Annotated in this window: 21 protein-coding genes; 4 read left to right on the top strand and 17 right to left on the bottom strand. The window is 64.9% G+C overall.

Annotated elements, in window-relative coordinates:
* Positions 1-22: 22 nt before the first annotated feature.
* The 8 genes from ACH488_RS05600 to ACH488_RS05635 form a co-directional block, all read right to left on the bottom strand.
* Positions 23-1,000, bottom strand: coding sequence for an aldo/keto reductase (locus tag ACH488_RS05600; RefSeq protein ID WP_397322793.1), 978 nt, complete (start codon positions 998-1,000; stop codon positions 23-25).
* Positions 1,001-1,053: 53 nt separating this feature from the next.
* Positions 1,054-1,287, bottom strand: coding sequence for a hypothetical protein (locus tag ACH488_RS05605; protein WP_397322794.1), 234 nt, complete (start codon positions 1,285-1,287; stop codon positions 1,054-1,056).
* 44 nt (positions 1,288-1,331) lie between these two features.
* Complete coding sequence (locus ACH488_RS05610; protein ID WP_397322795.1) at positions 1,332-1,892, bottom strand: hypothetical protein; 561 nt, start codon at positions 1,890-1,892, stop codon at positions 1,332-1,334.
* Positions 1,889-2,458 (bottom strand): DUF402 domain-containing protein, encoded by a 570-nt coding sequence (locus tag ACH488_RS05615; RefSeq protein WP_397322796.1) that lies wholly within the window; start codon positions 2,456-2,458, stop codon positions 1,889-1,891. Before ACH488_RS05615 ends, ACH488_RS05610 begins: the two co-directional genes overlap by 4 nt.
* Positions 2,455-4,428: a 1-deoxy-D-xylulose-5-phosphate synthase gene (gene dxs / locus ACH488_RS05620; RefSeq protein ID WP_397322797.1), complete on the bottom strand. Its 1,974-nt coding sequence runs from the start codon at positions 4,426-4,428 to the stop codon at positions 2,455-2,457. The genes ACH488_RS05615 and dxs overlap by 4 nt, the downstream gene beginning before the upstream one ends.
* Before the next feature lie 178 nt (positions 4,429-4,606).
* Positions 4,607-7,414 carry an aconitate hydratase AcnA gene (gene acnA, locus ACH488_RS05625; RefSeq protein ID WP_397322799.1) on the bottom strand — a complete coding sequence of 936 codons (2,808 nt, stop codon included), beginning with the start codon at positions 7,412-7,414 and terminating at the stop codon, positions 4,607-4,609.
* Positions 7,415-7,603: 189 nt separating this feature from the next.
* The gene (locus ACH488_RS05630) at positions 7,604-8,971 is read right to left on the bottom strand and encodes a class I SAM-dependent RNA methyltransferase (RefSeq protein ID WP_397322800.1); all 1,368 of its coding nucleotides are present in this window, start codon (positions 8,969-8,971) and stop codon (positions 7,604-7,606) included.
* Positions 8,968-10,944: an APC family permease gene (locus ACH488_RS05635; RefSeq protein ID WP_397322801.1), complete on the bottom strand. Its 1,977-nt coding sequence runs from the start codon at positions 10,942-10,944 to the stop codon at positions 8,968-8,970. Before ACH488_RS05635 ends, ACH488_RS05630 begins: the two co-directional genes overlap by 4 nt.
* Before the next feature lie 113 nt (positions 10,945-11,057).
* Here ACH488_RS05635 and ACH488_RS05640 point away from each other — a divergent pair, with 113 nt between their 5' ends.
* Together ACH488_RS05640 and ACH488_RS05645 are read left to right on the top strand one after the other, a co-directional pair.
* Positions 11,058-11,729 (top strand): potassium channel family protein, encoded by a 672-nt coding sequence (locus tag ACH488_RS05640; RefSeq protein WP_397322802.1) that lies wholly within the window; start codon positions 11,058-11,060, stop codon positions 11,727-11,729.
* A complete protein-coding gene (locus ACH488_RS05645) occupies positions 11,729-12,466 on the top strand; it encodes a potassium channel family protein (protein WP_397322803.1) in 738 nt (245 codons plus the stop codon). The genes ACH488_RS05640 and ACH488_RS05645 overlap by 1 nt, the downstream gene beginning before the upstream one ends.
* Here the strand turns inward: ACH488_RS05645 and ACH488_RS05650 are convergent.
* The 4 genes from ACH488_RS05650 to dut all read right to left on the bottom strand — a co-directional run bounded on the left by ACH488_RS05650 (position 12,433) and on the right by dut (position 14,946).
* Entirely contained in the window at positions 12,433-13,200 is a 768-nt protein-coding gene (locus ACH488_RS05650) for a DUF3159 domain-containing protein (RefSeq protein ID WP_397322804.1), read from the bottom strand. The genes ACH488_RS05645 and ACH488_RS05650 overlap by 34 nt on opposite strands.
* A complete protein-coding gene (locus ACH488_RS05655) occupies positions 13,197-13,574 on the bottom strand; it encodes a hypothetical protein (protein ID WP_397322805.1) in 378 nt (125 codons plus the stop codon). The genes ACH488_RS05650 and ACH488_RS05655 overlap by 4 nt, the downstream gene beginning before the upstream one ends.
* On the bottom strand, positions 13,567-14,301 hold the full coding sequence (locus tag ACH488_RS05660) for a DUF3710 domain-containing protein (RefSeq protein ID WP_397322806.1): 735 nt from the start codon (positions 14,299-14,301) through the stop codon (positions 13,567-13,569). Before ACH488_RS05660 ends, ACH488_RS05655 begins: the two co-directional genes overlap by 8 nt.
* Positions 14,302-14,409: 108 nt before the next feature.
* Positions 14,410-14,946, bottom strand: a complete 537-nt coding sequence (gene dut / locus ACH488_RS05665) for a dUTP diphosphatase (protein ID WP_397322808.1) — start codon at positions 14,944-14,946, stop codon at positions 14,410-14,412.
* Positions 14,947-15,000: 54 nt separating this feature from the next.
* Here dut and ACH488_RS05670 point away from each other — a divergent pair, with 54 nt between their 5' ends.
* A complete protein-coding gene (locus ACH488_RS05670) occupies positions 15,001-15,501 on the top strand; it encodes a DUF3093 domain-containing protein (RefSeq protein WP_397322810.1) in 501 nt (166 codons plus the stop codon).
* On the opposite strand, the gene ACH488_RS05675 is transcribed toward ACH488_RS05670, so the two are convergent.
* Entirely contained in the window at positions 15,498-15,797 is a 300-nt protein-coding gene (locus tag ACH488_RS05675; RefSeq protein ID WP_397322811.1) for a DUF4193 domain-containing protein, read from the bottom strand. The genes ACH488_RS05670 and ACH488_RS05675 overlap by 4 nt on opposite strands.
* 288 nt (positions 15,798-16,085) lie before the next feature.
* On the opposite strand from ACH488_RS05675, the gene sepH reads away from it, so the two are divergent.
* Complete coding sequence (gene sepH / locus ACH488_RS05680; protein WP_397322813.1) at positions 16,086-17,465, top strand: septation protein SepH; 1,380 nt, start codon at positions 16,086-16,088, stop codon at positions 17,463-17,465.
* Here sepH and ACH488_RS05685 read toward each other — a convergent pair.
* The 4 genes from ACH488_RS05685 to ACH488_RS05700 form a co-directional block, all read right to left on the bottom strand.
* Positions 17,462-18,199, bottom strand: coding sequence for a thymidine kinase (locus ACH488_RS05685; RefSeq protein WP_397322814.1), 738 nt, complete (start codon positions 18,197-18,199; stop codon positions 17,462-17,464). The genes sepH and ACH488_RS05685 overlap by 4 nt on opposite strands.
* Positions 18,192-19,397, bottom strand: coding sequence for an alkaline phosphatase family protein (locus ACH488_RS05690; RefSeq protein ID WP_397322815.1), 1,206 nt, complete (start codon positions 19,395-19,397; stop codon positions 18,192-18,194). Before ACH488_RS05690 ends, ACH488_RS05685 begins: the two co-directional genes overlap by 8 nt.
* Before the next feature lie 2 nt (positions 19,398-19,399).
* Positions 19,400-20,125: a DUF5998 family protein gene (locus tag ACH488_RS05695; RefSeq protein ID WP_397322816.1), complete on the bottom strand. Its 726-nt coding sequence runs from the start codon at positions 20,123-20,125 to the stop codon at positions 19,400-19,402.
* A gap of 79 nt (positions 20,126-20,204) precedes the next feature.
* A complete protein-coding gene (locus ACH488_RS05700; protein WP_397322817.1) occupies positions 20,205-22,892 on the bottom strand; it encodes a GNAT family N-acetyltransferase in 2,688 nt (895 codons plus the stop codon).
* Between the last annotated feature and the right edge of the window lie 35 nt (positions 22,893-22,927).

Here is a 22,927-nt window from a genome sequence, read left to right on the forward strand (position 1 = left end):
TCCAACCGGCTGGAGGGACTTCCTAGAAGAGTGCTACCTTCGGCGCCCTGGGAAAGATCTCGTCCAACTCTTCGCGTTCCTCCTGCGTGGGCACCCACCGCACGGCTTCGGCATTCTGGCGAATCTGTTCCGGCTTGGTGGCTCCCGCAATGACACTGGCCACGCCCGGCTGCGCGGCAAGCCAGGAAAAGGCCAGCTCCAACTCGCTGAGGTCACGCTCCTTGGCAAACTGGCCGAAACGGCCCAACTGCTCCCAGTCGGCGTCGTCCACCAGATTGGTCCGGGTGTGGCTCAACCGCGATCCCTCCGGGGCCTTGCCCGCCGAATACTTGCCCGTCAGCAGGCCGTTGGCCAGGGGAAAGTATGGCAGGACGCCCAAGGAGAACTCCACGGCCGCGGGCAGGACCTCCAGCTCGGCCCGGCGGTCCAGCAGGTTGTAGTGGTTTTGCGTGGAGATGAACCGTGCTCCGCCCAGCTCCCGTCCGACGTACTCGGCCTGGGCGATCTGCCATCCCGCGAAGTTGGAGTGGCCTATGTACCGGACCTTGCCGCTGCGCACCAGATCATCCAGCGCCGCCAGCGTCTCCTCGATGGGCGTGCCTGCATCCGGGGTGTGGAATTGGTAGAGGTCGATCCATTCGGTGCCAAGGCGCCGGAGGGAAGCCTCCACGGCCTGGACAATGTATCGGCGGGACCCGCGGGCGCCGAAGTCGTTGCCGTTGACGCCGCGCATGTCCATGCCGAACTTGGTGCCGATCACGACGTCGTCCCTGCGGCCTTCCAACGCCTTTCCGAGCATGGTTTCGCTCAGGCCCGGCTCCCGGCCGTAGACATCGGCGACGTCAAAGAAGGTCACTCCGGCGTCGATTGCGGCATGGACTACCGCGTCGGTGCCTTCCTGGGACTCCGTGGGAGTATTGGCGCGGCCAAGGTTGTTGCAGCCCAGCCCAACGGCTGAGACGGTCAATCCTGAGTGGCCAAGGCGTCGGTATTCAGTCATGAAGTCAGCCTATAACGCACACCCCGGACACATAGTCACCCGAGGCAACAATGTCAGCGGCCAGTGGTGCCGGGCGTGCCGTAGCCGATCCCGTACTCCTCCATGGCATCCTCCAGTTGGGCAATGGCCACTGGCCCCATGCCATGCAGCTTGGAGGTCTCCAGCTCGCCGAACTCGGCCAACTGCTCAAGTGTTTCAATGCCTTGGTGGGCCAGCGCCCGTCTGGCAGGAGCCGCCAGGCCCTTGGGAAGCGGTGTGTGTCCTGGCCAGTTGCTCTTGTGCGGCATGGGAGATCCCTCTTTGTACGGTTGAGGCCTGCGATGGCTGGTACTTAGAGCGTAAAGCCAGCGCCTTGCTTGGGCGAGTGCTTCACCTTGAATGCAGTGGGATCACCGTGCGGAGCCGCCGCGATGCTGAGCTTGGTGAAGTCCAGATCCTCGTTGCGGATGCAGACCTTGATGGCGTTGACCGCTTTGGTGACATCCGGGCACAGGCAGAAAACGTTCAGGCGGGAATTGCCGATGTCGGTGCGGTCAACAACCCCGAGGCCCCGCCAGGCAAGCTCACCCGTCAGCGCAGCCTTCACTTTGCGTTCCAGATATCTGTCCCGCTCGGTCCCGTCCTTGCTCTTCAACGCGAACTGCGCCACCACCCAGAACTGTTCGGCTTCGGGAATCACGGCGTAGCCGTCTTCCTCGCACTGTGCCGCGAATGCCGCCATGAGCCCTTCCGGGGACGTATCGCCGTCGATCCCCGATTCCTCGGTGCGGCTCTGGTGGCCCACCACGCCGTAGTTGACCACGAACTGTTGATCGTCCTCGTCGTACCAGGCTTCACGAAAATGCAGGACGGCGTCCTCGTCCCGCTTGTAGGTGCGGATAATGCCGCTCATGCCCGTCCTTTCCTGAACCACTCCGTGCTGGCGCTCTCCGGCGCCGAAACGTCGAAGGGCGCCTCCATGGTGCTTACGGCAGCCAAAAGGGCCGCACATTCGTCCCGCATTACCGCCACTGTATCCACGGGGTAGTCCATCCGTACCAAGTGGTCCTCGAACTCATCCTCATCGTCAACAAAGACTCCGCGGGTGGCCGAGCGGATCACATCGAGATCCATGTCAACCATGTGGAATTCCGTCACGCCCGGCCGGATGGTTTTCCATTGGTGGGCTGTAGCAAGATCCACATAGATTCTGAAGTCCCCCGGATAGGTGTCGTCGTAGAACGTTGCCACATACTCCCCTGCTCGGGGCACCAGCAGGACGGCATCGGATGCAGTGTAGAAAGCGGCCCCGGGGCGGGAACAGAACTCCCCCTGGCCCTGGAAGATCCACCAGCCGTGGATGTCCTCGCCGAGGTACCGGCCCGGCACTACCCAATGGGCCGTACCGTCCCATTTCCGGTTGCGTGCCACCACGAGGTCGCCCGGCTGCAACGCACCGGGTTCGCGTCCGGCGGTCACAGCGTGGGCAGGCTTCCCGTGGTGGGGTGTTCCTGGCCCGGAAGGGGCCTGGCAAACGGAACCTTTGTTCCCAAAACCTGCGCTACGACGTCGTGCGCTATCTTCTGGGCCGTCAGCCCAACCCGCTCCAGAACCTGGCTGCGGGAGCCATGGACCAGGAATTCGACGGGCAGGCCTACCTCGTTGAGGGCCGTGTCCACACCGGCCGCACGCATTTCCTGCCGGATGCGGGAACCCACGCCGCCGGCACGGACACCGTCTTCGATGCAGATCACCAGGCGATGGCGGGCAGCCAGGGCAATGATCGACTTCCGTACCGGGAGGACCCATCGCGGGTCGACCACAGTGGAACTGATGCCCTGCGCTCCCAAGCGGCCTGCCACGTCCAGGGCGAGCTCGGACATGGCTCCGACGCTGACAATCAGGACGTCGTTTTCGGTTGAGCCCTCGGGCCGGCGGGCAAGGATGTCCACGCCGTCCTTCAACCGTTCGATCGCTTCAATTTCCGTTCCGACGCTTCCCTTGGAGAAGCGAACCACCGTGGGAGCATCGTCCACGGCAACGGCTTCCCGGAGTTCCTCGCGAAGACGCGTGGCGTCCCGGGGCGCGGCAAGATGCAGGCCCGGAACAATCTGGACCATGGCCATGTCCCACATGCCATGGTGGCTGGGGCCGTCAGGGCCAGTCACGCCGGCCCGGTCAAGCACCACGGTGACACCCGCCTTGTGGAGCGCCACGTCCATGAGCAACTGGTCGAAGGCGCGGTTGAGGAACGTAGCGTACACCGCCACCACCGGATGCAACCCGCCATAAGCCATCCCGGCCGCGGACGTCAGCGCATGCTGCTCGGCGATGCCGACGTCGATCACGCGCTCCGGGTGCCGCTCAGCAAACTTGTGCAGGCCGACAGGGATGAGCATGGCGCCCGTAATGCCGACGATGTCCTGCCGCTCATCGGCAATGTCGGCGATTTCCTCGGCGAAAACGGACGTCCACGAACGCGCACCCGGAGTCTCGGCCGGCTCGCCCGTTTCGGGATCGATGATGCCCACGGCGTGGAATTGGTCGGCCTCGTTGGCCAGGGCAGGAGCGTAGCCGTGGCCCTTCTCCGTCATGGCGTGGACGATCACCGGCCCGCCGTACGCCTTGGCCGTGCTCAGGGCGTTCTCCAGGGCCTGCAGGTTGTGGCCGTCCACCGGCCCGATGTATTTCATGCCGAGGTCCTCGAACATGCCCTGGGGTGCCCACCAGTCCTTGACGCCCTTTTTCATGGCGTGGAGGCTCTTGTAGGTGAACTGCCCCACCGGGCCGCCGTTCTGGAGCCTCTTCTTCCACCAGTCGAGCATGCGCTCGTAGGCCGGGGCCGTGCGCAGCGAATCGATGGTGGGCCGCAGGGACGCGAGGTAGTCGGCCAGGCCGCCTACGGTCGGCGCGTAGGAACGGCCGTTGTCATTGACCACGATCACCACGCGGCGGCGCTTGTCCGCGGCGATGTTGTTGATGGCTTCCCAGGTCATGCCGCCAGTCAGCGCACCATCGCCCACGACGGCGACGACGAACCGGTCGCCTTCTCCGGTCAACTGGCGGGCACGCGAAATGCCGTCCGCCCAGGACAACGACGACGACGCGTGGGAGCTTTCCACAATGTCGTGTTCGGATTCCGCACGGTCGGGGTATCCGGAGAGGCCGCCTTGCTGCCGGAGAGTGCTGAAGTCCTGCCGTCCGGTCAGCAGTTTATGGACATACGACTGGTGGCCGGTGTCGAAGACGATGCTGTCCCGCGGCGATTCGAAAATCCTGTGCACGGCCATGGTCAATTCCACAACGCCCAGGTTTGGCCCCAAATGTCCGCCGGTAGCGGCCACGTTGGTAATCAGGAAGTCCCTGATTTCTCCGGCCAACTGGTCCAGTTCGGAACTGGACAGTTTGGCCAGGTCCAGTGGATCCTTGATGGTTTCCAAGAGTCCCAAGGGCCCTCCTTACGGTCAATGACGTGCTTGTTAACTTTAGCGCGTTGCCGGTGGCCCGTTGTCTAGCGCCAGGGCGCGCCCCCTGGCTTCCATTTATCCCCGCAAACGCAGCGAGCCCCGGCTGGTCTGGTGACCAGCCGGGGCTGCCATGCACGGAATCAGCTGTGCAGCCGGTTCCTTATGCCGAGATCTGGCGCAGGACGTACTGCAGGATGCCGCCGTTGCGGTAGTAGTCCGCTTCACCCGGGGTATCGATGCGCAGCACGGCGTCGAAGGACTTGGTGGAACCGTCCTCTGCCGTTGCCGTGACCTTGAGCGTCTTGGGCGTGGTGCCGTTGTTCAGCTCGGTCACGCCTTCCACCGCGAACGTCTCCGTGCCGGTGAGGCCGAGCGTTGCTGCGGACTCGCCTGCCGGGAACTGCAGGGGAAGGACGCCCATGCCGATCAAGTTGGAGCGGTGGATGCGCTCGTAGCTTTCGGCGATGACAGCCTTGACGCCCAGGAGGGCCGTGCCCTTGGCTGCCCAGTCACGGGACGAGCCGGAGCCGTACTCCTTGCCTGCCAGGACAACCAGCGGCGTACCTGCGGCCTGGTAGTTCTGGGCGGCATCGTAGACGTAGGCCTGCGGGGCACCTTCCTGGCTGAAGTCGCGGGTGAAGCCACCTTCGACGCCGTCCAGGAGCTGGTTCTTGATGCGGATGTTGGCGAAGGTACCGCGGATCATGACCTCGTGGTTGCCACGGCGGGAACCGTAGGAGTTGAAGTCCTTGCGCTCCACACCGTTGGCCAGGAGGTACTGGCCGGCCGGGGTGTCCGACTTGAACGAGCCGGCCGGGGAGATGTGGTCCGTGGTGACGGAATCGCCAAGCTTCAGGAGCACGCGTGCACCCTGGATGTCCTTGACCGGATCCGGCTGCGCCTTCATGCCTTCGAAGTATGGGGGCTTCCGGACGTAGGTGGAGTCCTCAGCCCAAGCGAAGGTGTCGCCGGCGGGGGTGTCGAGTGCCTTCCAGCGCTCGTCGCCCTCGAAGACGCCTTCGTAGCCCTTGGCGAACATGCCCTCGTCGATGGAGGAGTCGATGACTTCCTGCACCTCGGAGGGGTTGGGCCAGATGTCCTTCAGGAATACTTCGTTGCCTTCGGAATCGGTGCCCAGGGCATCGGCATCGAAGTCGAAGTCCATGGAGCCGGCCAGGGCGTAAGCGATGACCAGCGGCGGGGACGCCAGGTAGTTCATCTTGACGTCCGGGTTGATACGGCCTTCGAAGTTGCGGTTACCCGAGAGGACCGCTGTCACGGAGAGGTCGTTCTTCTGGATGGCCTCGGAGATTTCGGGCTCCAGCGGGCCGGAGTTGCCGATGCAGGTGGCGCAGCCGTAGCCGACGATGTAGAAGCCGAGCTTCTCCAGGTACGGGGTCAGTCCGGACTTCTCGTAGTAGTCGGTGACCACCTTGGAGCCGGGAGCAACAGAGGTCTTGACCCACGGCTTGGCGGTCAGGCCCTTGTTAACGGCATTGCGGGCCAGGAGGGCCGCTGCCAGCATGACGGACGGGTTGGAGGTGTTGGTGCAGGACGTGATCGACGCGATCGACACAGCACCGTGGTCCAGCTCGAATTCGCGGCCGTCAGCAGTGGTGACATGCACCGGCGAAGACGGGCGGCCGTGCGCACCGTTCGCGGCGGATGCAACACGTGCCGTGTCCGTGGTGTGGGAATCGGCGTGCGTGAAGGACGGGGCGTCCGAGGCCGGGAAGGACTCATCCAGGGACTCATCCACGCTGCCGTCTTCGATGGCGACGTAGTTGTGGATGTCCTTGCGGAACTGCTCCTTGGCATCGCTGAGCTCGATGCGGTCCTGCGGACGCTTCGGGCCGGAGATGGACGGAACAACAGTGGACAGGTCCAGCTCAAGGAACTCGGAGAAGCGCAGTTCGCGGGAAGGATCGTGCCAGAGGCCCTGTTCCTTGGTGTACGCCTCCACCAGGGCGACGTTCTCCTCGGAGCGGCCGGTCAGGCGCAGGTAATCGAGGGTGACGTCGTCGATCGGGAACATGGCAGCCGTGGAACCGAACTCCGGGCTCATGTTGCCGATGGTTGCACGGTTTGCCAGCGGCACTGCGGCGACGCCTTCACCGTAGAATTCGACGAACTTGCCCACCACGCCGTGCTTGCGCAGCATTTCGGTGATGGTCAGAACGACGTCGGTAGCGGTGGCACCGGCCGGGATGCTGCCGTTGAGCTTGAAGCCAACAACGCGGGGAATCAGCATGGAAACGGGCTGGCCGAGCATGGCTGCCTCGGCTTCGATGCCGCCAACGCCCCAACCAAGGATGCCAAGGCCATTGACCATGGTGGTGTGCGAGTCGGTACCCACACAGGTGTCCGGGTAGGCACGGACGACGCCGTCCACTTCGCGGGTCATGACGGTGCGTGCCAGGTATTCGATGTTGACCTGGTGGACGATTCCGGTTCCCGGAGGAACAACCTTGAAATCGTCGAAGGCGGTCTGTCCCCAGCGCAGGAACTGGTAACGCTCGCCATTGCGCTGGTATTCGATCTCCATGTTGCGCTCCAGCGCGCCGGCGTTGCCGAAGGCGTCGATCTGGACGGAGTGGTCGATGACCATTTCTGCGGGTGCCAGCGGGTTGACGCGCTTGGGGTCGCCGCCGAGTTCCTTGACTGCTTCACGCATGGTGGCGAGGTCAACAACGCAGGGAACACCGGTGAAGTCCTGCATGATGACTCGGGCCGGGGTGAACTGGATTTCGGTATCGGGCTCCGCATTGGGGTCCCAACCGGCCAGGGCGCGGACGTGGTCAGCCGTAATATTGGCGCCATCCTCAGTCCGCAGGAGGTTTTCAAGCAATACCTTGAGGCTGAACGGAAGGCTGTCTGCGCCCTCTACGGAGTTCAACCGGAAAATTTCATAATCGGTGCCGGCTACATTCAGTACGCCTTTGGAACCGAAGCTGTCCACAGTGCTCATGGCAGGACTCCTCTCGCAACAGGTTTTATCTTTGTCGCGTGGTTGGCCGCTAGCCAGTTAGGCGCACCTTACTTAGCCCGGCGGCACTTTCTCTTGGTCACCCCGGTCCGGAGGCACAGTGCGGCAGCGGACCGGGACTACTACGCCCATCGTAGTGGCATGTATCCCGTTTGCCGCACTGTTCCCTGCCTAGCTTGCCGGAACCAAGAGCCCCACCGTCTCAAGGTGGTGCGTATGCGGGTAGAGGTCGAAGGCCCGGAGGCTCTCCAACCTCCAACCTCCCTGGTGGAAGTAACCCAAATCACGGGCAAACGATGCCGGATCGCATGACACATAAGCGATCGCGCGGGGTCCGGTTTCCATCAACTGACGCACAACGGCCTTGCCGGCACCGGCCCTCGGCGGATCGAGGACCAACGAATCGAAGCTCCTGGCCCTCTGGTGCAGGACACGCTCAACCCTGCCCTGGACGATTTCCACCTGCGGTTCGCCGTGCAGGTTCTTGCGGGCATCGCGGCTGGTCCCCGGGGCGCCTTCCACCGAAAGGACGGACCCGGTCACGCCGACGGCGTCCGCCAGCGGTGCCGTAAAGAGGCCTGCGCCGGCATACAGGTCCGCCACTGCGGCGCCCGGCTGCAGGTAACCGCCACCACTGAGGTAGCCGGTCACGGCGTTCACCAGGGTTTCCGGAGCATCCTTGTGGATCTGCCAGAAGCCCTCCCCCGTCACGCGGTATTCGTGCCCCGCTGCCGACTCCTGCACCCAGGTGCGTCCGCGAAGTTGCAACACGTGGCCCTTGGTGGGGTCGAAGCTCGCAACGGAAATGTCCTGCGGCAGCCGCGTCAGGATGCCGTGCAAGCGCTTGGGGCTGGTTCCTTCCTCCGGAGCAAGCAGGACCAGGGGCCGGGAGCCGTTTGCCGGAACGGCGACTTCCACCCGGGCAATTCCCGTCAGGTCAAGGTCCCACAGCCGGAGATCATTGATTCCGGGATGGGCCAACGGCATTTCGTGGACCGGGATCACGGCGTCGGACCGGTGGGCATGCATGCCCAGGCGGCCCTTGGAGGTGACGGCGAAGCTGGCGCGCGTACGCCAGCCGAGTCCGGCGTCGTCCGCATCTCCAACCGGTTCCACCTCGGTGGCGAGGTCGAGGCCGGCAAGCCGCTTGAGCTGCTCGGCCAACACTTCGGCCTTCAGCGCCCGTTGCCGGCGGAGGGACACGTGGCCGAGTTCGGCGCCGCCCACCGGCGGGCCGCCGCGGCGCCACGAGCCTGGCGAGTCGGCCGGCTTCCAGAAGTGCTGCACCCGGTCAGGCGAAGCTTCCAGGACGTCGACGACGTCGGCCCGCCAGAAGCGCGACGAGTCGCCGGAGTCGGTGAGCCGGATCCGCACTTTCTCGCCGGGAATGCCGTGGCGGACGAAGATAACCCGTCCTTCGTGGCGGGCGACGAAGTGGCCGCCGTGGGCGATCGGACCAACGTCCACCACCAGCTCAGTGCCGGGCCCCTCGTGCTTGCCCGTGCCTGCGGAGTGGGGGGAAACGCTGTTGGAACTCATTGGGTATCCTGCAATGCCTTTGCTTCTTCGGAGGACTTCAGCTGCCATGGAACGCTGGCGACCATGACGCCGGGTTCGAAGTGCAGCCGCGTCTTGATTCTGAGTGCGGTTTGGTTGTGGACCAGTTGTTCCCACCATTTGCCCACCACATATTCGGGGATGTAAACAACGATCAGGTCGCGGGGGGAGTCGCGCCGCATGTTCTTGACGTACTCCATGATGGGCGTGACCGTCTCACGGTAGGGACTGGCCAGAACAGTCAAGGGTACGGGAATTTCCAGCTTCTCCCAGTCACGGACGGTGTGCTCGGTCTCTTCTGCGTTGATGTCCACCGTGATGGCATCCAGGCGGGACGGCCGGGATGCACGGGCGTAGGCCAGTGCACGGAGCACAGGCTTGCGCACATGCGAGACCAGGAGCACAGCGTGGACGCGCGTGGGCAGGGCCCGCGGCGAGGAGTCCTCGTCAACGGCCAGTTCCTTGGCCACATTGTCGTAGTGCGCCCGGATGCTCCACATAATGAGGAACAACACGAACATGGCCAGCAAGGCAATCCAGGCGCCCTGCTCGAACTTGGTGATCAGGACGATCACCAGCACCAGCGCGGTCATGCCGAAGCCCACCATGTTGATGGTGCGCGACTTGATGATCCTGCGGCGGATGGCCTTGTCCCGGGCCAGCTTGAGTTCGCGGCCCCAGTGCCGGACCATGCCGAGCTGGCTGGCGGTGAAGGAAATGAAAACACCCACGATGTACAGCTGGATCAGCTTGGTGACATCGGCGTTGAAGGACAGGATGAGCACCAACGCGCCCGCGGCAAGGGCCAGGACACCGTTGCTGTACGCCAACCTGTCGCCACGCGTCCTCAGCTGGCGCGGGAGGTAACCGTCCTGGGCCAGGATGGAGCCCAGCACCGGAAAGCCGTTGAACGCCGTGTTGGAGGCGAACACCAGGATGATGCCTGTTGCCGCCACCACGATGTAGAAGGGTATGGAGCCCGCACCGAAGATGGTATCGGCGATCTGGCTGATGGCGGGGTTCTGGATGTACCCCTCCGGCAGCGGCTTGCCGTCCATCAGGAACTCGGTGGCCGGGTCCAGGACGATGTGTACCTTCGTGGCGTTGGCCAGGTAGAGGATGCCGGCAAGCATGGCCGCTGCGATGGCGCCGAGGAGCAGCAAGGTGGTGGCGGCGTTCTTGCTCTTGGGCTTCTGGAAGTTGGGGACGCCGTTGCTGATGGCTTCGACGCCGGTCAGCGCCGCGGCGCCGGAGGAGAACGCCCGCAGCAGGAGGAACGCGCCGGCCAGGCCCACGAGGCCCTCGTCGAAACCGGCTTCCGGGACGATGGTGAAGTTGGCGGAGGGGGCTTCGCCGAGTTGGCCGGTGAGGGCCTGGAAGATGCCCACCACGGTCATGCCCAGGATCGAGGCCATGAAGATGTAGGTGGGAACGGCAAAGACGGTTCCCGCTTCCTTGATGCCGCGGAGGTTGACCAGGGCCAGGATCACCACGCCGATGGTTGCGATGAGGGCCTGTTCGCCGTGCAGGGCAGGAATGGCCGTGGTGAGGTAGGCGGCCGCCGAGGACATGGACACGGCCACGGTCAGGACGTAGTCCACCAGGAGGGCCGACGCGACCGTCAGGCCGGCGTATTTTCCGAGGTTCACGTTGGCGATCTCATAGTCGCCGCCACCGGAGGGATAGGCGTGCACGTTCTGGCGGTAGGAGGCCACCACTGTGAGCAAGACCACCATGACGGCCAGGCCAACCAGCGGGGAGAACGCCACGGCGCTGACGCCTGCCAACGCGAGTGTCAGGAGGATTTCGTCGGGTGCGTAAGCCACGGAGGACAGGGCATCCGAGGCGAAGATCGGCAAGGCGATGCGTTTAGGCAACAGGGTGTGGGACAAGCGGTCGTTCCGGAAGGGTCGGCCCACCAACACCCGCTTCACTGCATTCAGTATTGTCAGCACTCCGCAAAGCTACTCTGAATCCCCCGCGATGTCATGACGGCGGTCGCCTGCTTACGCCCGTCGCACCGGTAAAGTCATACGCAGCGGCACGGACAAAGACAAAAGGAGACACGGTGGCTCACTTCGTGATCATGGGTTGTGGCCGCGTTGGCGCAACCCTGGCACACACTTTGGAGGATGCGGGGCATTCCGTGGCCATCATCGACCAGGATGAGCGCGCGTTCCGCCGGCTGCGCAACACCTTCACGGGACGCAAGGTAACCGGCGTCGGCTTCGACCGGGACACCCTGAAGCAGGCAGGCGTCGAAGAGGCCTACGCCTTCGCCGCAGTCTCCAGCGGCGACAATTCGAACATCCTCGCCACGCGCGTAGCCCGGGAAACCTTCCACGTAGCCCACGTCGTGGCGCGCATCTACGACCCCGGCCGGGCCGAAATCTACCAACGTCTCGGCATCCCCACCGTTGCCGCCGTGCGTTGGAGCGCGGACCAGGTGTTGCGCCGCATCCTTCCGGAGCAGCACCTCTCAGGCGATTACCGCGAGCCGTCCGGACGGCTGGTGCTGGCCGAAGTGGACCTTCACGAGGGCTGGATCGGCCACAGCCTGGACTCCATCGAGGCCGCGGCCGGGATCCGCATTGCCTTCCTCACCCGCTTCGGCGAAGGCCTGCTGCCCCAGGCCGGTACGGCCTACCAGGAAGGCGATACTGTGCACGCCATGCTGAGCCTGGACCGGTCCTCGGATATCAGCCGGATCCTCGCCAAAGCCCCTGCCAAGGAGAATTAGTGAAAGTCGTCATCGTTGGAGCAGGCAGCGTCGGCTCGTCGATCGCCCGTGAACTGCTGGCCCACAACCACCAGATCCTCCTGATCGACCTCAAGCCGGAAGTCATCGGGCGCAGCGGGCTGCGTGGTGCACGCTGGTTGGTGGGCGACGCCTGCGAACTGAGCACGCTGCAGGACGCCAAACTGGAGGACGCCGACGTCGTGGTTTCGGCTACAGGCGACGACAAGGTCAACCTGGTGGTCTCGCTCCTGGCCAAGACCGAATTCGGCGTGGGCCGAACGGTTGGCCGGGTCAACAACCCCAAGAACGACTGGATGTTCAACGACTCCTGGGGCGTCGACGTCGCGGTCAACACGCCCCAACTCATGACCGCCCTGGTGGAGGAAGCGGTGGAAATTGGTGACATCGTCCGCCTGCTGACCTTGCAAACCGGGGTGGCCTCCATCGTCGAGTTCACCGTTCCCCACGACTCGCACGTCATCGGCAGCACGGTGGGTGACATCGAGTGGCCCGAGGATTCAACGCTGGTGGCCATCCTGCGCGACCAAGCCCCCATCACGCCCAGCAGGGACGATGTCCTGGACGGTGGCGACGAGTTGTTCTTCGTCACCACCATCGCCGCGGAGGACGGCCTCCGGGCGCTCCTGTCCCCGGATTCGATGGCCGGGCAGGGACCGCGCGACGGGTCGGCGGAAGTTTCTGATCAGTCCGCGGACGACGACGGCTTCGACGGCTGAGGCGCGGGCTTGGTCACAAGCCAAGCCACCCACAGTCCCAGGATGTACAGCGGCGCTCCCATGATGAGGCGGGTGGTAGCGAGGGCCGTCAGTCCCGCCTCACCCATGAAGTAGAGCGGAACCTGGACAACCAACCGCAAGGCCAGCACGGCCACCACAATCCAGGTGCCCAGGCGGTAGGCCCGCAGCCGCTCGGGGTCCTTGCGCCAGTCCAGGCCTTCGTTGCGCACAAAGCCGAACAGGAGTCCGGCGATGGGCCACTTCAGGGCGATCGAAAGCACCATGCCCGCGATGTACGCGATGTTCGTGAAGAAGCCCAGGACGTAGAAATCCTCGGCCTTACCCGTGGTGTTGGCGAGCCAAGCGGAAATTCCGACGCCGACCACTCCGGCCAGCGCTTGGGTCAACGGCCGCTTCTGGATAAGCCTGGCCACGGTGAAAGCGGCGGCAACCGCCAAGGCGGCCACCAGGGAAACCGTCAGGTCCCGCATGATGGTGAAGGCCACCAGGAACACCAGGCCCGGGAGGATGCTCTCGGCGATACCCTGCACACCCCCGGCTGATTTGAGCAGGTCCACGTGTCCGGAGCTGTTCCGGTGCAGTCCCGCTTTCTCCGCATAACCTGCGGCAAGGCCGGCCATTGTCTGCGCTTCCGGCGACGGTGGCTGCACGGGATCGGCGGCAGGGTTTGCCCCGGCAGGGTCCTTGGGGTCCGGTCCATTGGCGGAGGTCATCGGTGCTCCTGACGGGAAAGTATTTCGTAGCGTGGATTGAACATGGCCGGCAAGCCATCGACCTCGGTGACCATCCCATTCAGCCGCAACTGGGCGCCGGCTTCGATGCCGGGAACCCGGTTCCTGCCCAGCCAAATGACCCGAAGCCGCTCATAGGGCTTCCTGGCCGTCCCACCGAGCGTGGACAGTGAGCTGTGCTCCAGGGCGTCAACTACGATCGCCGAAAAGAACGGCTGTTCGCTGGGTGGCTGGTGGGTTACCGATTCGATGAAGCCCGTGCACACGGCCCGGCCACGGACGGGGAGGTCCCTGACGCCCGGCGCGGTGCCCTGCCGTTGGGTGCCCTGAACGGGCCGTCCTGCGGTTTCAGCCAATCTGGGTGATCTCCGGACCCCGCTCCGGCCGCTGTACGGAGGGTTCGTCGTGCGGGGCGGCCGGCTGTCCCGAGGCAGTAGCGTCCTTCGGCAACCGCAGCTGCAGGAGTTCGCGCGGAGGCATGGGGTTGTCCCCGCGAACCACCACAACCTGGCGGAACAACTCTTCCAGCCCGGCCGCGGCATCCTTCTCCAGCGCGGCGGCACCGCCAAGGACACCGCGAAGGAACCAGCGCGGACCGTCCACGCCCATGAAGCGGGCTGCCCGGAAGCCACGGCTGCCATCGGCAGCTTCGGCCGGAAGCTTGGCGACAAGCTCGGTGCCGAAGGTACCGGCGACTTCTTCAGTCTCGCCGCCCTGGCTTGCCACGGATTGGCTGATCTGCTCGCGGATCTCCTCCCACAGACCTTCTGAACGGGGAGCCGCGAAGGCCTGGAGCTGGAGGCTGGAGCCGGCCAGGTCCATGGTCACTGCCACGACGCGCTGGGTGGCTTCCTCGACTTCGAGCCGAAGCTGCAGACCCTCGGCGGGGGCGATCAGCAAGGCTCCGAGATCGACGTAACCGTCCCGGTCCTCGATCTCGTCGCTGTCCCACGGACCCTTGGCCAGCCGAAGGTCGCCTTTGGCGGGCTCGGCGTCGGCCGGCCCCGGGGCTGCGTTCTCCTCGTCGATGACGGCCGCTTCCGGCCGCTCAGCCTTGGACTTCTTGCCGCGCCCAAAAACCATTGGGTTTTCTCCTTAGTAGTGGTCTATCCCCAAGTAAACCGCACCCATGCCGAAGTACGGCAATGCGGCGGGCAACAGCCTGCGCATCTGCCTGGTGGGTGTGGATGGTCAGGCCACCGGGGCGTTGAAGCCACCGGTGGAACCGAAGCCGCCGGTCCCACGGACGGAATCGGAAAGCTCGTCAACGGCGACGAAGCGGGCATATTCCACGCGCTGGATCACCATTTGGGCAATCCTATCCCCGCGCTTGAGCTCAATCGCCTGGCTCTGGTCGGTGTTGAGCAAAGTGACGGCGATTTCGCCCCGGTACCCGGCGTCGACTGTTCCCGGAGCATTCACCACGGTCAGTCCGTGCTTGGTTGCCAGGCCGGAACGGGGGTGGATCAGTGCGACAAAGCCGTTGGGTAGGGCGATCGAGACACCGGTGGGAACAAGTTTCCGCTCCCCTGGCGCCAGGGACACGTCTACGCGTGCCCGCAAGTCAGCACCAGCATCACCCGGGTGCGCATACGAGGGCGCTTCCAAGCCGGCGTCGAGCATTTTCAGCTGTACCTCGAGGGTTGGCGCGCCGTAGGAGGCGGAGTCACCGCTTTCGGCTTCCGGGGAAAGGGAGTCATTACTGAATACTGCGGTCTCATTGCTCACAGTGGTCCATTCTACGTGGAGCGGCCTCCCCTCGACGGCGGATAAGCTGGACCCATGCCTACGCCTGACCAGTCCGCCCCTTTGCCTGCCCGGAACTCCTCCACTCCAGGAGAGGTCCTGTTCAAGGAAAAGCTGTGGCCCACCATCTGGATCTGGATTGTGGTGGTTGGCCTCTCAAGCGCCGGGATCCTGATGTTCGCTCCCATCAGCCCCGCTGCAGGCGTCATCGCCGCACTGGTGCTCCTCGCGATCATGACCACGTTGCTGGTGCTCTCCACCCCCACGATTTCCGTCACCAAGGACACCCTGCGGGTGGGCAGGGCCAGCATCGACCGGAAGTTCGTCGGATCCGTTGAGGCGTTTACCAAGGGCGAAGCGACCGCCGAACGCGGTCCCCGCCTCAATGGCCTGGCCTATATGTGCTTCCGCGGCTGGATCGATCCCGTGGTCAAGATCGAAATCACCGATCCTGCCGACCGCACGCCTTACTGGATTGCTTCCTCGCGCAGGCCACAGGAACTGGTTGCCGCGCTGGACCGACAGCAGGTTTCCTAGCTTTCGCACTCCGTGCAGTACAGGTGGCCGTTCCGCTCGGCGGCGATCTGTGAACGGTGCTTCACCAGGAAGCAGTTGAAGCAGGTGAACTCGTCGGCTTGGGCCGGCATGACCTGGATGAGCAGCTCTTCGCCTGAAAGGTCGGCTCCCGGCAGTTCGAAGCCGTCGGCCAGTTCCGTTTCATCCACGTCCACAGCCGAGGATTGCTTTCCCGACTGGCGCGTCTTGAGTTCCTCGATCGAGTCCTCGCTGACGTCTTCCTCGGTCTTCCGAGGGGCATCGTAGTCCGTGGCCATGGTCTTTCTTATCCTCGATGCTTGATGCGGTTGGAATTCCGCGGTGGGCTTCGCAGCCCGCAGCGGCTGTAGGGATGTAACGTAGGACTCCCCGGATTTGTGCCCGGTATCGGCCAGATTTTCCTCCCCTGACACACGATTGTCCATAGCTCGGGCAGTGGCCTCTCCCGACGGCGGAGAAGGCTGTTTTCGCCGGAATATCACGGCACGCCCTTTCTCCTAGTAGGAAAAGGGCAGCGTGGGTGGCAGAGTTTCGAATGTCAGTTATGCCATGTGGTGGAGGGTGTTATGCAGGATCTACGGCTGGTAGGCGTCCACGACGACGGCGGGCATCTCCTCTTGAGCGGTCCCGGCGGTGCGATGTTCCAGCTTCCGATCGACGAGGCCTTGCGGGCCGCGGCGAGCCGGACCCCTGCCCAGGTCGCAGCACGCGCCTCCATCACTCCCGTGGCCATGTCGCCCAGGGACATCCAGGCAAGGATCCGCAGCGGTTCAACCGCCGCAGAAGTGTCCGAGCTGTCCGGCATACCCCTCGCGAACGTCCAACGCTACGAAGGACCTGTCCTTGCCGAACGCGAGTATGTGGCACAGCAGGCACGCAACGTGGAAGTGGCTGCTCCCTCCCCTGGCCATGACGCCCACCGTTCGGCCTTCGGGGACAACCCCGCCACTCTGGGCGAGATGGTCGCCCACAGGTTGTCGGCCCACGGCATTGACCCTGCCACCGTCGAATGGGATTCCTGGCGCCGCACCGACGGCACGTGGACCGTCGTCGCGCGCTTTGAAACCGTGCCCGGCTCCGACGGGACCATCGGCGAAGAACCCCCTGCCATGTGGACTTTCAGTCCACAACGGAAGTCACTGCACAACGCCAACCGTTGGGCCCAGCAGCTAAGCGAACTTGAGCCGCTGGACGGCCCTGTTCCGGCGCGCCGGCTGGCGGCCGTCTCGGACCGGCCTTTCGACGTCGAAGCAGACGCCGGCGCGTCCTTGCGGGCTTCTGCGAAGGATTCGGACAATCTCCTGGAGATGCTTCGCTCGCGGCGTGGACAGCGCCTTGGAGTGGACGAAGACGCCGACGACGCCTTGGCCGTCCTGTTGAGCAACGTCCCGGCCGCGCACCCCCGCCCCGAAGACGAAGGCCAGGACCAGCACGATGAAACCGGCGGGGATCACACCGCACCGGATACCCAGCCGGCAAGCGAACCTGCACGCGGGGACGGCCGCCCGTCCATCCTGTCGCGGCTCAGCCTCGCACCCCGCCATGTTGAATCCGACGACGCCGACGATTCCCTTCGGCTGCACGACGGCGTCAGTACCGAAACGCGCGAGATTACCGTCGTGGCCGGCCCGCTGCGGCCGGTACCCCCGCTTGACGAACTGCCGGCGTCAGCCGATGCACCCCTCGCGGACGAGGAAGCATCCACCGCAGCCGACACTCCGGGCGATGGCCCTGTCCAGCGGGCAGGCCTCGATGAGTTGCTGGGTGGTCCAGCCCCGGCCGGATCCCGGCGCCACCCCGCGCCCAGCGATGGCTCCGCCGCCGGCCCCAAAGAACGCCCCGCTCCCAAGGCAGACGAAGCACCCGCCGAACGCCAGCCTTCGCGGCCCAAGCGGTCCAGCATCCCCAGTTGGGACGAGATCGTCTTCGGGGCCCGGGGAGACTAACTCCGACGCAACTCCCCTGCCCCTGGCCACAGGCATGCCTCAATGTCGAACGGCAATGTTTGGTCGGACCCTGCCATGAGGTTGGCACCGTGGGCCGTGACGCGCCGCATGTAGTGCCGGCGGCAGAGTGTCTCGTATTCCACCACGCCGGCTACCGGCGGGTCGTCATCCATCAGAGCGTCATCCATCAGTGCGTCATCCCCCGGCGCGACGTCGCCAACCATGACCTGCTCGCCCTCCACCACCATGATGCCGTCCACGGTCCGGGCGTTTTGGGTAGCGCGGCGGCCACACCAGCACAGAGCCTCGACCTGGAGGACCTGGACTTTGTCCGCGAGTTCAATCAAGCGCTGCGAACCGGGAAACAGCCTGGTACGGAAGTCCGAGGTGATCCCGAAGGCGAAGACATCCACATCCATCTCGTCCACCAGGCGGGCCAGTTGCTCCACTTGGGCCGCCGAATAGAACTGGGCTTCGTCGCAAATCAGGTAGTCCACCCGGAGTCCGCTGGTCCGCCGGACCACCACCTCATCCCAAAAATCGGTGGAGCCGTGCACCTCCACGGCGTCGGTCTGCAGCCCAAGCCTGCTGGAAATAATGGATTCCCCCGCCCGGTCATTACAGCTGAAACGCACGCCTCCCCGGCCCCGTGCCCTGTGGTTGTGGTCCATCTGCAGCGCGAGCGTCGATTTCCCGCAGTCCATGGTGCCGGAAAAGAAGACCAGCTCAGCCACGGGCACCCTTCTTGCCGGTGGCAGAAAGGCAGAGGAACGGAACTTCCCGTTCAGCCTTGGTCAGGGAGCCGTGCTGACCCACTACTTCAAGGGACGTCGGCCGGACACGCCTGGTGTCGTACAGCGCGAGCGTGTCCCGTGCCGCCACCATGACGTCTCCGATGCGGGGCGACACCTGTGCCTCGACGTCGCCGAACAAACCGGCCGAGACGGCCTGTTCGCGGGTGAACAACCAGATCCGCTCCCCGAACCGTTTCCGCCACGCCGCCATGAGTGACTCCCGCGTGGCCTCGCCTGCATCCGGCTCAAGGTACAGATGGACCATGCGCGGCTCTCCAGCCGTATGACGGACGCCCTCCACCAGGGACGCATCGGCCGAATAATCGATGCGTTGGGACTCCGGAACGTCAAGCATTCCGTGATCTCCCGTGACCAGGATGGTGGTGCCTGCGGGAAGGGACGTGGACAAGCGCTTCACCGTGGCGTCGAGCTCTTCGAGTTGGTGCTCCCAGCGCTCCGACTGGCAGCCGTGGCGGTGGCCCGCCTTGTCCAGCTCGTTGACGTAGAAGTACATCAACGACGGCCCGCCGGACGCCATCGCCTCGGCAGCAGCAGCGGTCCGCGCATGGAGTGTTGTGCCGCCGACGAAGCGGCTGCCCCGAAGCGCGGCCTGTGTCATGGGCGAGTTGCCGAACTGCGGGAGGCTCACCGTCACGACGTCCACCTCGTCGGACACCCGCTCAAAGATTGTGGGGTGGGGTTGCCAACGGGCGGGATCCACGTGGGCATCCCAGTTGCCGAGCAGGTTGACCACTTTGTCCTGGGCGGGATCCAGGACATCGTAGCCCACCATGCCGTGGCTTCCGGCAGGCAAGCCCGTCCCCAGGCTGGCGAGGGATGCCGCGGTGGTGCTCGGAAAGGCCGAGTCGATCCACGTGGGGACGTTGCCCTGGCCTGCCGCGAGGACAGAGCGAAGGAACGGTGTATGCGATGCCTTTTGTTTCAGGAGCGCACGGCCCAATCCGTCGGCCAGGACTACGCAAACCCGTTGGCTGGCCGGAAGCTGGAGTTTGTTGGCAAAGCCAGGAACGCCCAGGCTGGCGGCGGCGCTGGTCAGGACCTCGGCGATCGACTTATCGCCGAACAGCGGCGGTGAAGGCACGTCGGCCACGGCGTTGGCGCTGTTTGGCCCCGCCACCCTCAACGCTGGTGTCCGCGACCCAGGCGGTTGCTGAAGACGCCTGAGCGTGGCCGCGGCGCAGGTATGCCGGCATGCGGAACGGGTGTGGAAACGCCCGTGTTCACGGCGCGCAAGGCCCGGGCGAAGACCTTGGCATCCTGGACGGCTTGGAGCCCGTCCGCCTCGGCACTGATCCGCAGCACAATGTCCTCCTGTGCAATGGTTCCCGTGTACCCGTGGTCCGCCTCGCACTGCGGATCGCCGCAACTGGCCGGGCCCATGTCCAGCCGCTGTCCACCGGACCAGGCAATGGAGAGTGTCAGCTCGCGGACAGGATCGGACGGTTTGTAGTCCTGGGGTTGGGAGTACATGTAGCTCAGCACGACGGAACGGATCTGGGCCACGGGCACCGACTCCGTGGAAATCTGCGCCACGATCTGCTCGCCGGCCTCATCCAGTTGCTGGTCGTCCACGTGGGTGATGACCAGCATGTCCTCCGTCAGTACCAGCACGGTGATGTGGCGCCGGACCTCGGCCCTGTCGAAATGGGTTTCCAGGTGCACCAGGTGGGACAGGCAATCACGGCCGTCCAGGGCATCATCGACGACGTCGGCCACCAGTCGCGGGTAGAAACCTGCCTGCTGCAGGGCCTGGTCCAGGCTCTGTGCTTGGGAACTGTGGTTGCGCGCGGTGTGGTGCCCGGTGTTGGACGGGCGGGATTGAGGCGTCGGAGACTGGGTGCTCATTCCCCCATTTTCACAGATCGCTTGGTGACTTCCTAACCGCAACCCACAGCAGCAAACGCATGCCGTGCGTGGTCAGGGACTAGTTCCGCATGGCCCGGCGCGCGCTGTCCGTCCGTTGCGCCGCATTGCCGATCCACACTTCGGCCCCCAGGATGGTTGCCCCCGTGGGGCCGGCCAGCACGGGGTTGAACTCGATCAGGGCGATCCCCGGATGGTCGTCCTTGAGTTTTGCCAACCGGGCAGCCAGGTCTTCCAAGGCCGGGACGTCCACCGCCGGCAGGCCTTGGTAGCCGAACAGCTTCCGGGATGCCCGTGGCGACCGGATGATGTCATGCACATCGGCTGCGGACAGGGGCGGAACCCGGTGCGCCCAATCGTCCAGGAGGTTCACGGCGTCCCCTGCCAGGCCGAAGGACACTACAGGCCCCAGCAAGGGGTCCTCCATGGCCCGGAAGGTGCAGGCCTGGCCCACTGGAGCCATGGCCTGGACTTCCAGCGACGAGGATCCATACGGTTCCAGCGCCCGGCGCATTTGTCCGATGTTCTGGCGAAGCGATGCAGCGTCCTGGATGTCCAGGCGCACCCCGCCAAGGTCCAGCCGGTGCCTCAGCGCGGGGTCCGTGGTCTTGAGCACCACCGGCCATCCAATCGATTCGGCCGCCGCGACGGCCTCCTCTGGCGTGCCGAAGCCGATCGCCGGTACGACGCCGATTCCGTAACCGGCCAGCAACGCCGCGGCAGCTCCGGCGTCGAGCTTTCGCAGTTTCTCCCCTGTCACCCCGGACAGCATCGACGCCACCGCTTCCCGGGTGCCCTCGACGTCGCACCCGTCCGGCTCGACGAACAGGCCCTGGTCGCGGTCGCGCCATTGCGCGTAACGGACGATCGCGGACAACGCGGCCACCGCGGACCCCGCATTGGAATAGCAAGGCAGTTGCGGTGCGCCGTCCTGCCCCACCATGCCCTCGACATGCACGGACGGATCCAGGATTCCGGTAAACGCGGCCACCACTGGTTTGCCGGCCTCCGCAGCGCACTCGGCAAGGACTTCTGCGAGCGCCGCCACCGTCAGGCCCCGCGCCGGCAGGAGCGCGGCAATGAGCGCGTGTACCGATTCGTCGGCGAGGATGTCCTGCAGGCTACTGCGGAAAGCCGGCAGCGCAAGCGACATCCCGGCGTCGAGGTCAACGTCCGTTATGGTTCGCCTGACGTCGAGTCTGGCGGGGGCCGCTGCGTCCGCCACCACCGTGGCAAGAGCCACCGAATTGGCGAAGACCGCCAATCCGGGTCCGGCTGGGAGCGACTGTGTGGAGACGATCTGGGCGATGTCCATGAGCTGCTCTATGGTGTCCACGCGGATCACTCCTGCCTGGCGCATCATGGCATCCACTGCCGCCGCGGGCGCCTGGGTGGTCCGGACTTCGTGTCCGGGTGGAAGCCTGAGGCCGGTCACGTCCGACTTCGCGACGATCACGGGCTTGCTGCGTGACAACCTTCGGGCAAGACGGGAGAACTTGCGGGGGTTGCCAATGGATTCGAGGTAAAGCCCGACGGCGGAGGTGTCTGCATCGTCTTCCCAGAACTGCATGGCATCGTTGCCGGAGACATCGGCCCGGTTCCCCGCCGACAGGAACGACGACAGTCCGAGGCGGCGCCGGCTCGCTGCCGCGTAGACGGCCACCCCCACTGCTGCTGACTGGCTGAAGAGGCCAAGCCCTCCCCTGGGCGGCATGGTTGGTGCCATGGAGGCGTTGAGGGAGATGTCCGGGTGGGTGTTCAGGATGCCCAGCGATTCAGGGCCGATCACGCGCATGCCGTTGGCGCGGGCACGCCTGACCAGTTCATGCTGGCGGGCGAGGCCCCGCTCGCCGTCGTCCGCGAAGCCCGCCGTGGCCACCACGAGTCCCTTGACGCCGGCCGCCGCGCAATCATCCACCACTCCCGGGACTTCCTCGTAGGGAACCGCGATGATGGCGAGTTGCACCGGTCCAGGTATGTCGGAGAGGCGGGCGAAGGAGATCATGCCCGCCAGTTCGAACGCCTCCGGGTTGACGGCGTAGACGGGGCCCTTGAAGCCACCTTCGATGAGGTGTTCGAGGAGTTGGTAGCCGACGGTTCCCCATTTGCGGCTTGCACCGATGACGGCAATGGACGACGGCGCCAGCAAGTCGCGCACGCTGCGCGCCTCTGCGCGGTGCTCACGTGCCTCCATGACAGCCCGCGACTTCTCGGTGGGGTCGATGTTGAATTCGACGCTGACGACGCCGTCGTCGAACTGGCGGGTGAGGTCGTAACCGGCATCCGCGAAGACCATGAGCATCTTGCGGTTCTCCGGCAGGACTTCGGCGGTGAAGCGGCGGATGCCGTTTTCTCGGGCAGCGACGGCCAGGTGCTCCAGCAGGATGGAGCCGATGCCGCGGCCTTGATGGGAATCGGAGATGTTGAAGGCGACTTCGGCCTCGGCCGGGTCGTCCAGCCGGTCGTAGCGCCCGACGCCCACGATCTCGCCGCCGATGGTGATGACAAACGCGACGCGGTTGACGTGGTCCACTTCGGTGAAGCGCCGGACTTCCTTGCCGGAGAGCTTGGCCTTGAAGGAGAAGAAACGCATGTAGATGGAGGCTTGTGACTGGCCTGCGTGGAAGGCCTGCAGGGCGTCTGCATCCTCCGGGCGGATGGGGCGAAGGTGGGCGGTTCCGCCGTCGCGCAGGACGACATCGGCCTCCCAATATTCCGGATAAATGCCGACCCCGGGCTGATCCACCATAGGCTTAGCCTAGCTAAAACATCCGCAGTACAACT

Origin of the sequence: Paenarthrobacter sp. NPDC018779 (assembly GCF_044391085.1) — a bacterium.
GTDB lineage: Bacteria > Actinomycetota > Actinomycetes > Actinomycetales > Micrococcaceae > Arthrobacter.

What these genes read in the sequence shown, in the direction of transcription:
- ACH488_RS05600 (WP_397322793.1), bottom strand. Translation starts at nt 1,000, where the DNA reads ATGACTGAATACCGACGCCTTGGCCACTCAGGATTGACCGTCTCAGCC.
- ACH488_RS05605 (WP_397322794.1), bottom strand. Translation starts at nt 1,287, where the DNA reads ATGCCGCACAAGAGCAACTGGCCAGGACACACACCGCTTCCCAAGGGC.
- ACH488_RS05610 (WP_397322795.1), bottom strand. Translation starts at nt 1,892, where the DNA reads ATGAGCGGCATTATCCGCACCTACAAGCGGGACGAGGACGCCGTCCTG.
- acnA (WP_397322799.1), bottom strand. Translation starts at nt 7,414, where the DNA reads ATGAGCACTGTGGACAGCTTCGGTTCCAAAGGCGTACTGAATGTAGCC.
- ACH488_RS05630 (WP_397322800.1), bottom strand. Translation starts at nt 8,971, where the DNA reads ATGAGTTCCAACAGCGTTTCCCCCCACTCCGCAGGCACGGGCAAGCAC.
- ACH488_RS05650 (WP_397322804.1), bottom strand. Translation starts at nt 13,200, where the DNA reads ATGACCTCCGCCAATGGACCGGACCCCAAGGACCCTGCCGGGGCAAAC.
- ACH488_RS05660 (WP_397322806.1), bottom strand. Translation starts at nt 14,301, where the DNA reads ATGGTTTTTGGGCGCGGCAAGAAGTCCAAGGCTGAGCGGCCGGAAGCG.
- ACH488_RS05670 (WP_397322810.1), top strand. Translation starts at nt 15,001, where the DNA reads ATGCCTACGCCTGACCAGTCCGCCCCTTTGCCTGCCCGGAACTCCTCC.
- ACH488_RS05675 (WP_397322811.1), bottom strand. Translation starts at nt 15,797, where the DNA reads ATGGCCACGGACTACGATGCCCCTCGGAAGACCGAGGAAGACGTCAGC.
- sepH (WP_397322813.1), top strand. Translation starts at nt 16,086, where the DNA reads ATGCAGGATCTACGGCTGGTAGGCGTCCACGACGACGGCGGGCATCTC.
- ACH488_RS05695 (WP_397322816.1), bottom strand. Translation starts at nt 20,125, where the DNA reads ATGAGCACCCAGTCTCCGACGCCTCAATCCCGCCCGTCCAACACCGGG.
- ACH488_RS05700 (WP_397322817.1), bottom strand. Translation starts at nt 22,892, where the DNA reads ATGGTGGATCAGCCCGGGGTCGGCATTTATCCGGAATATTGGGAGGCC.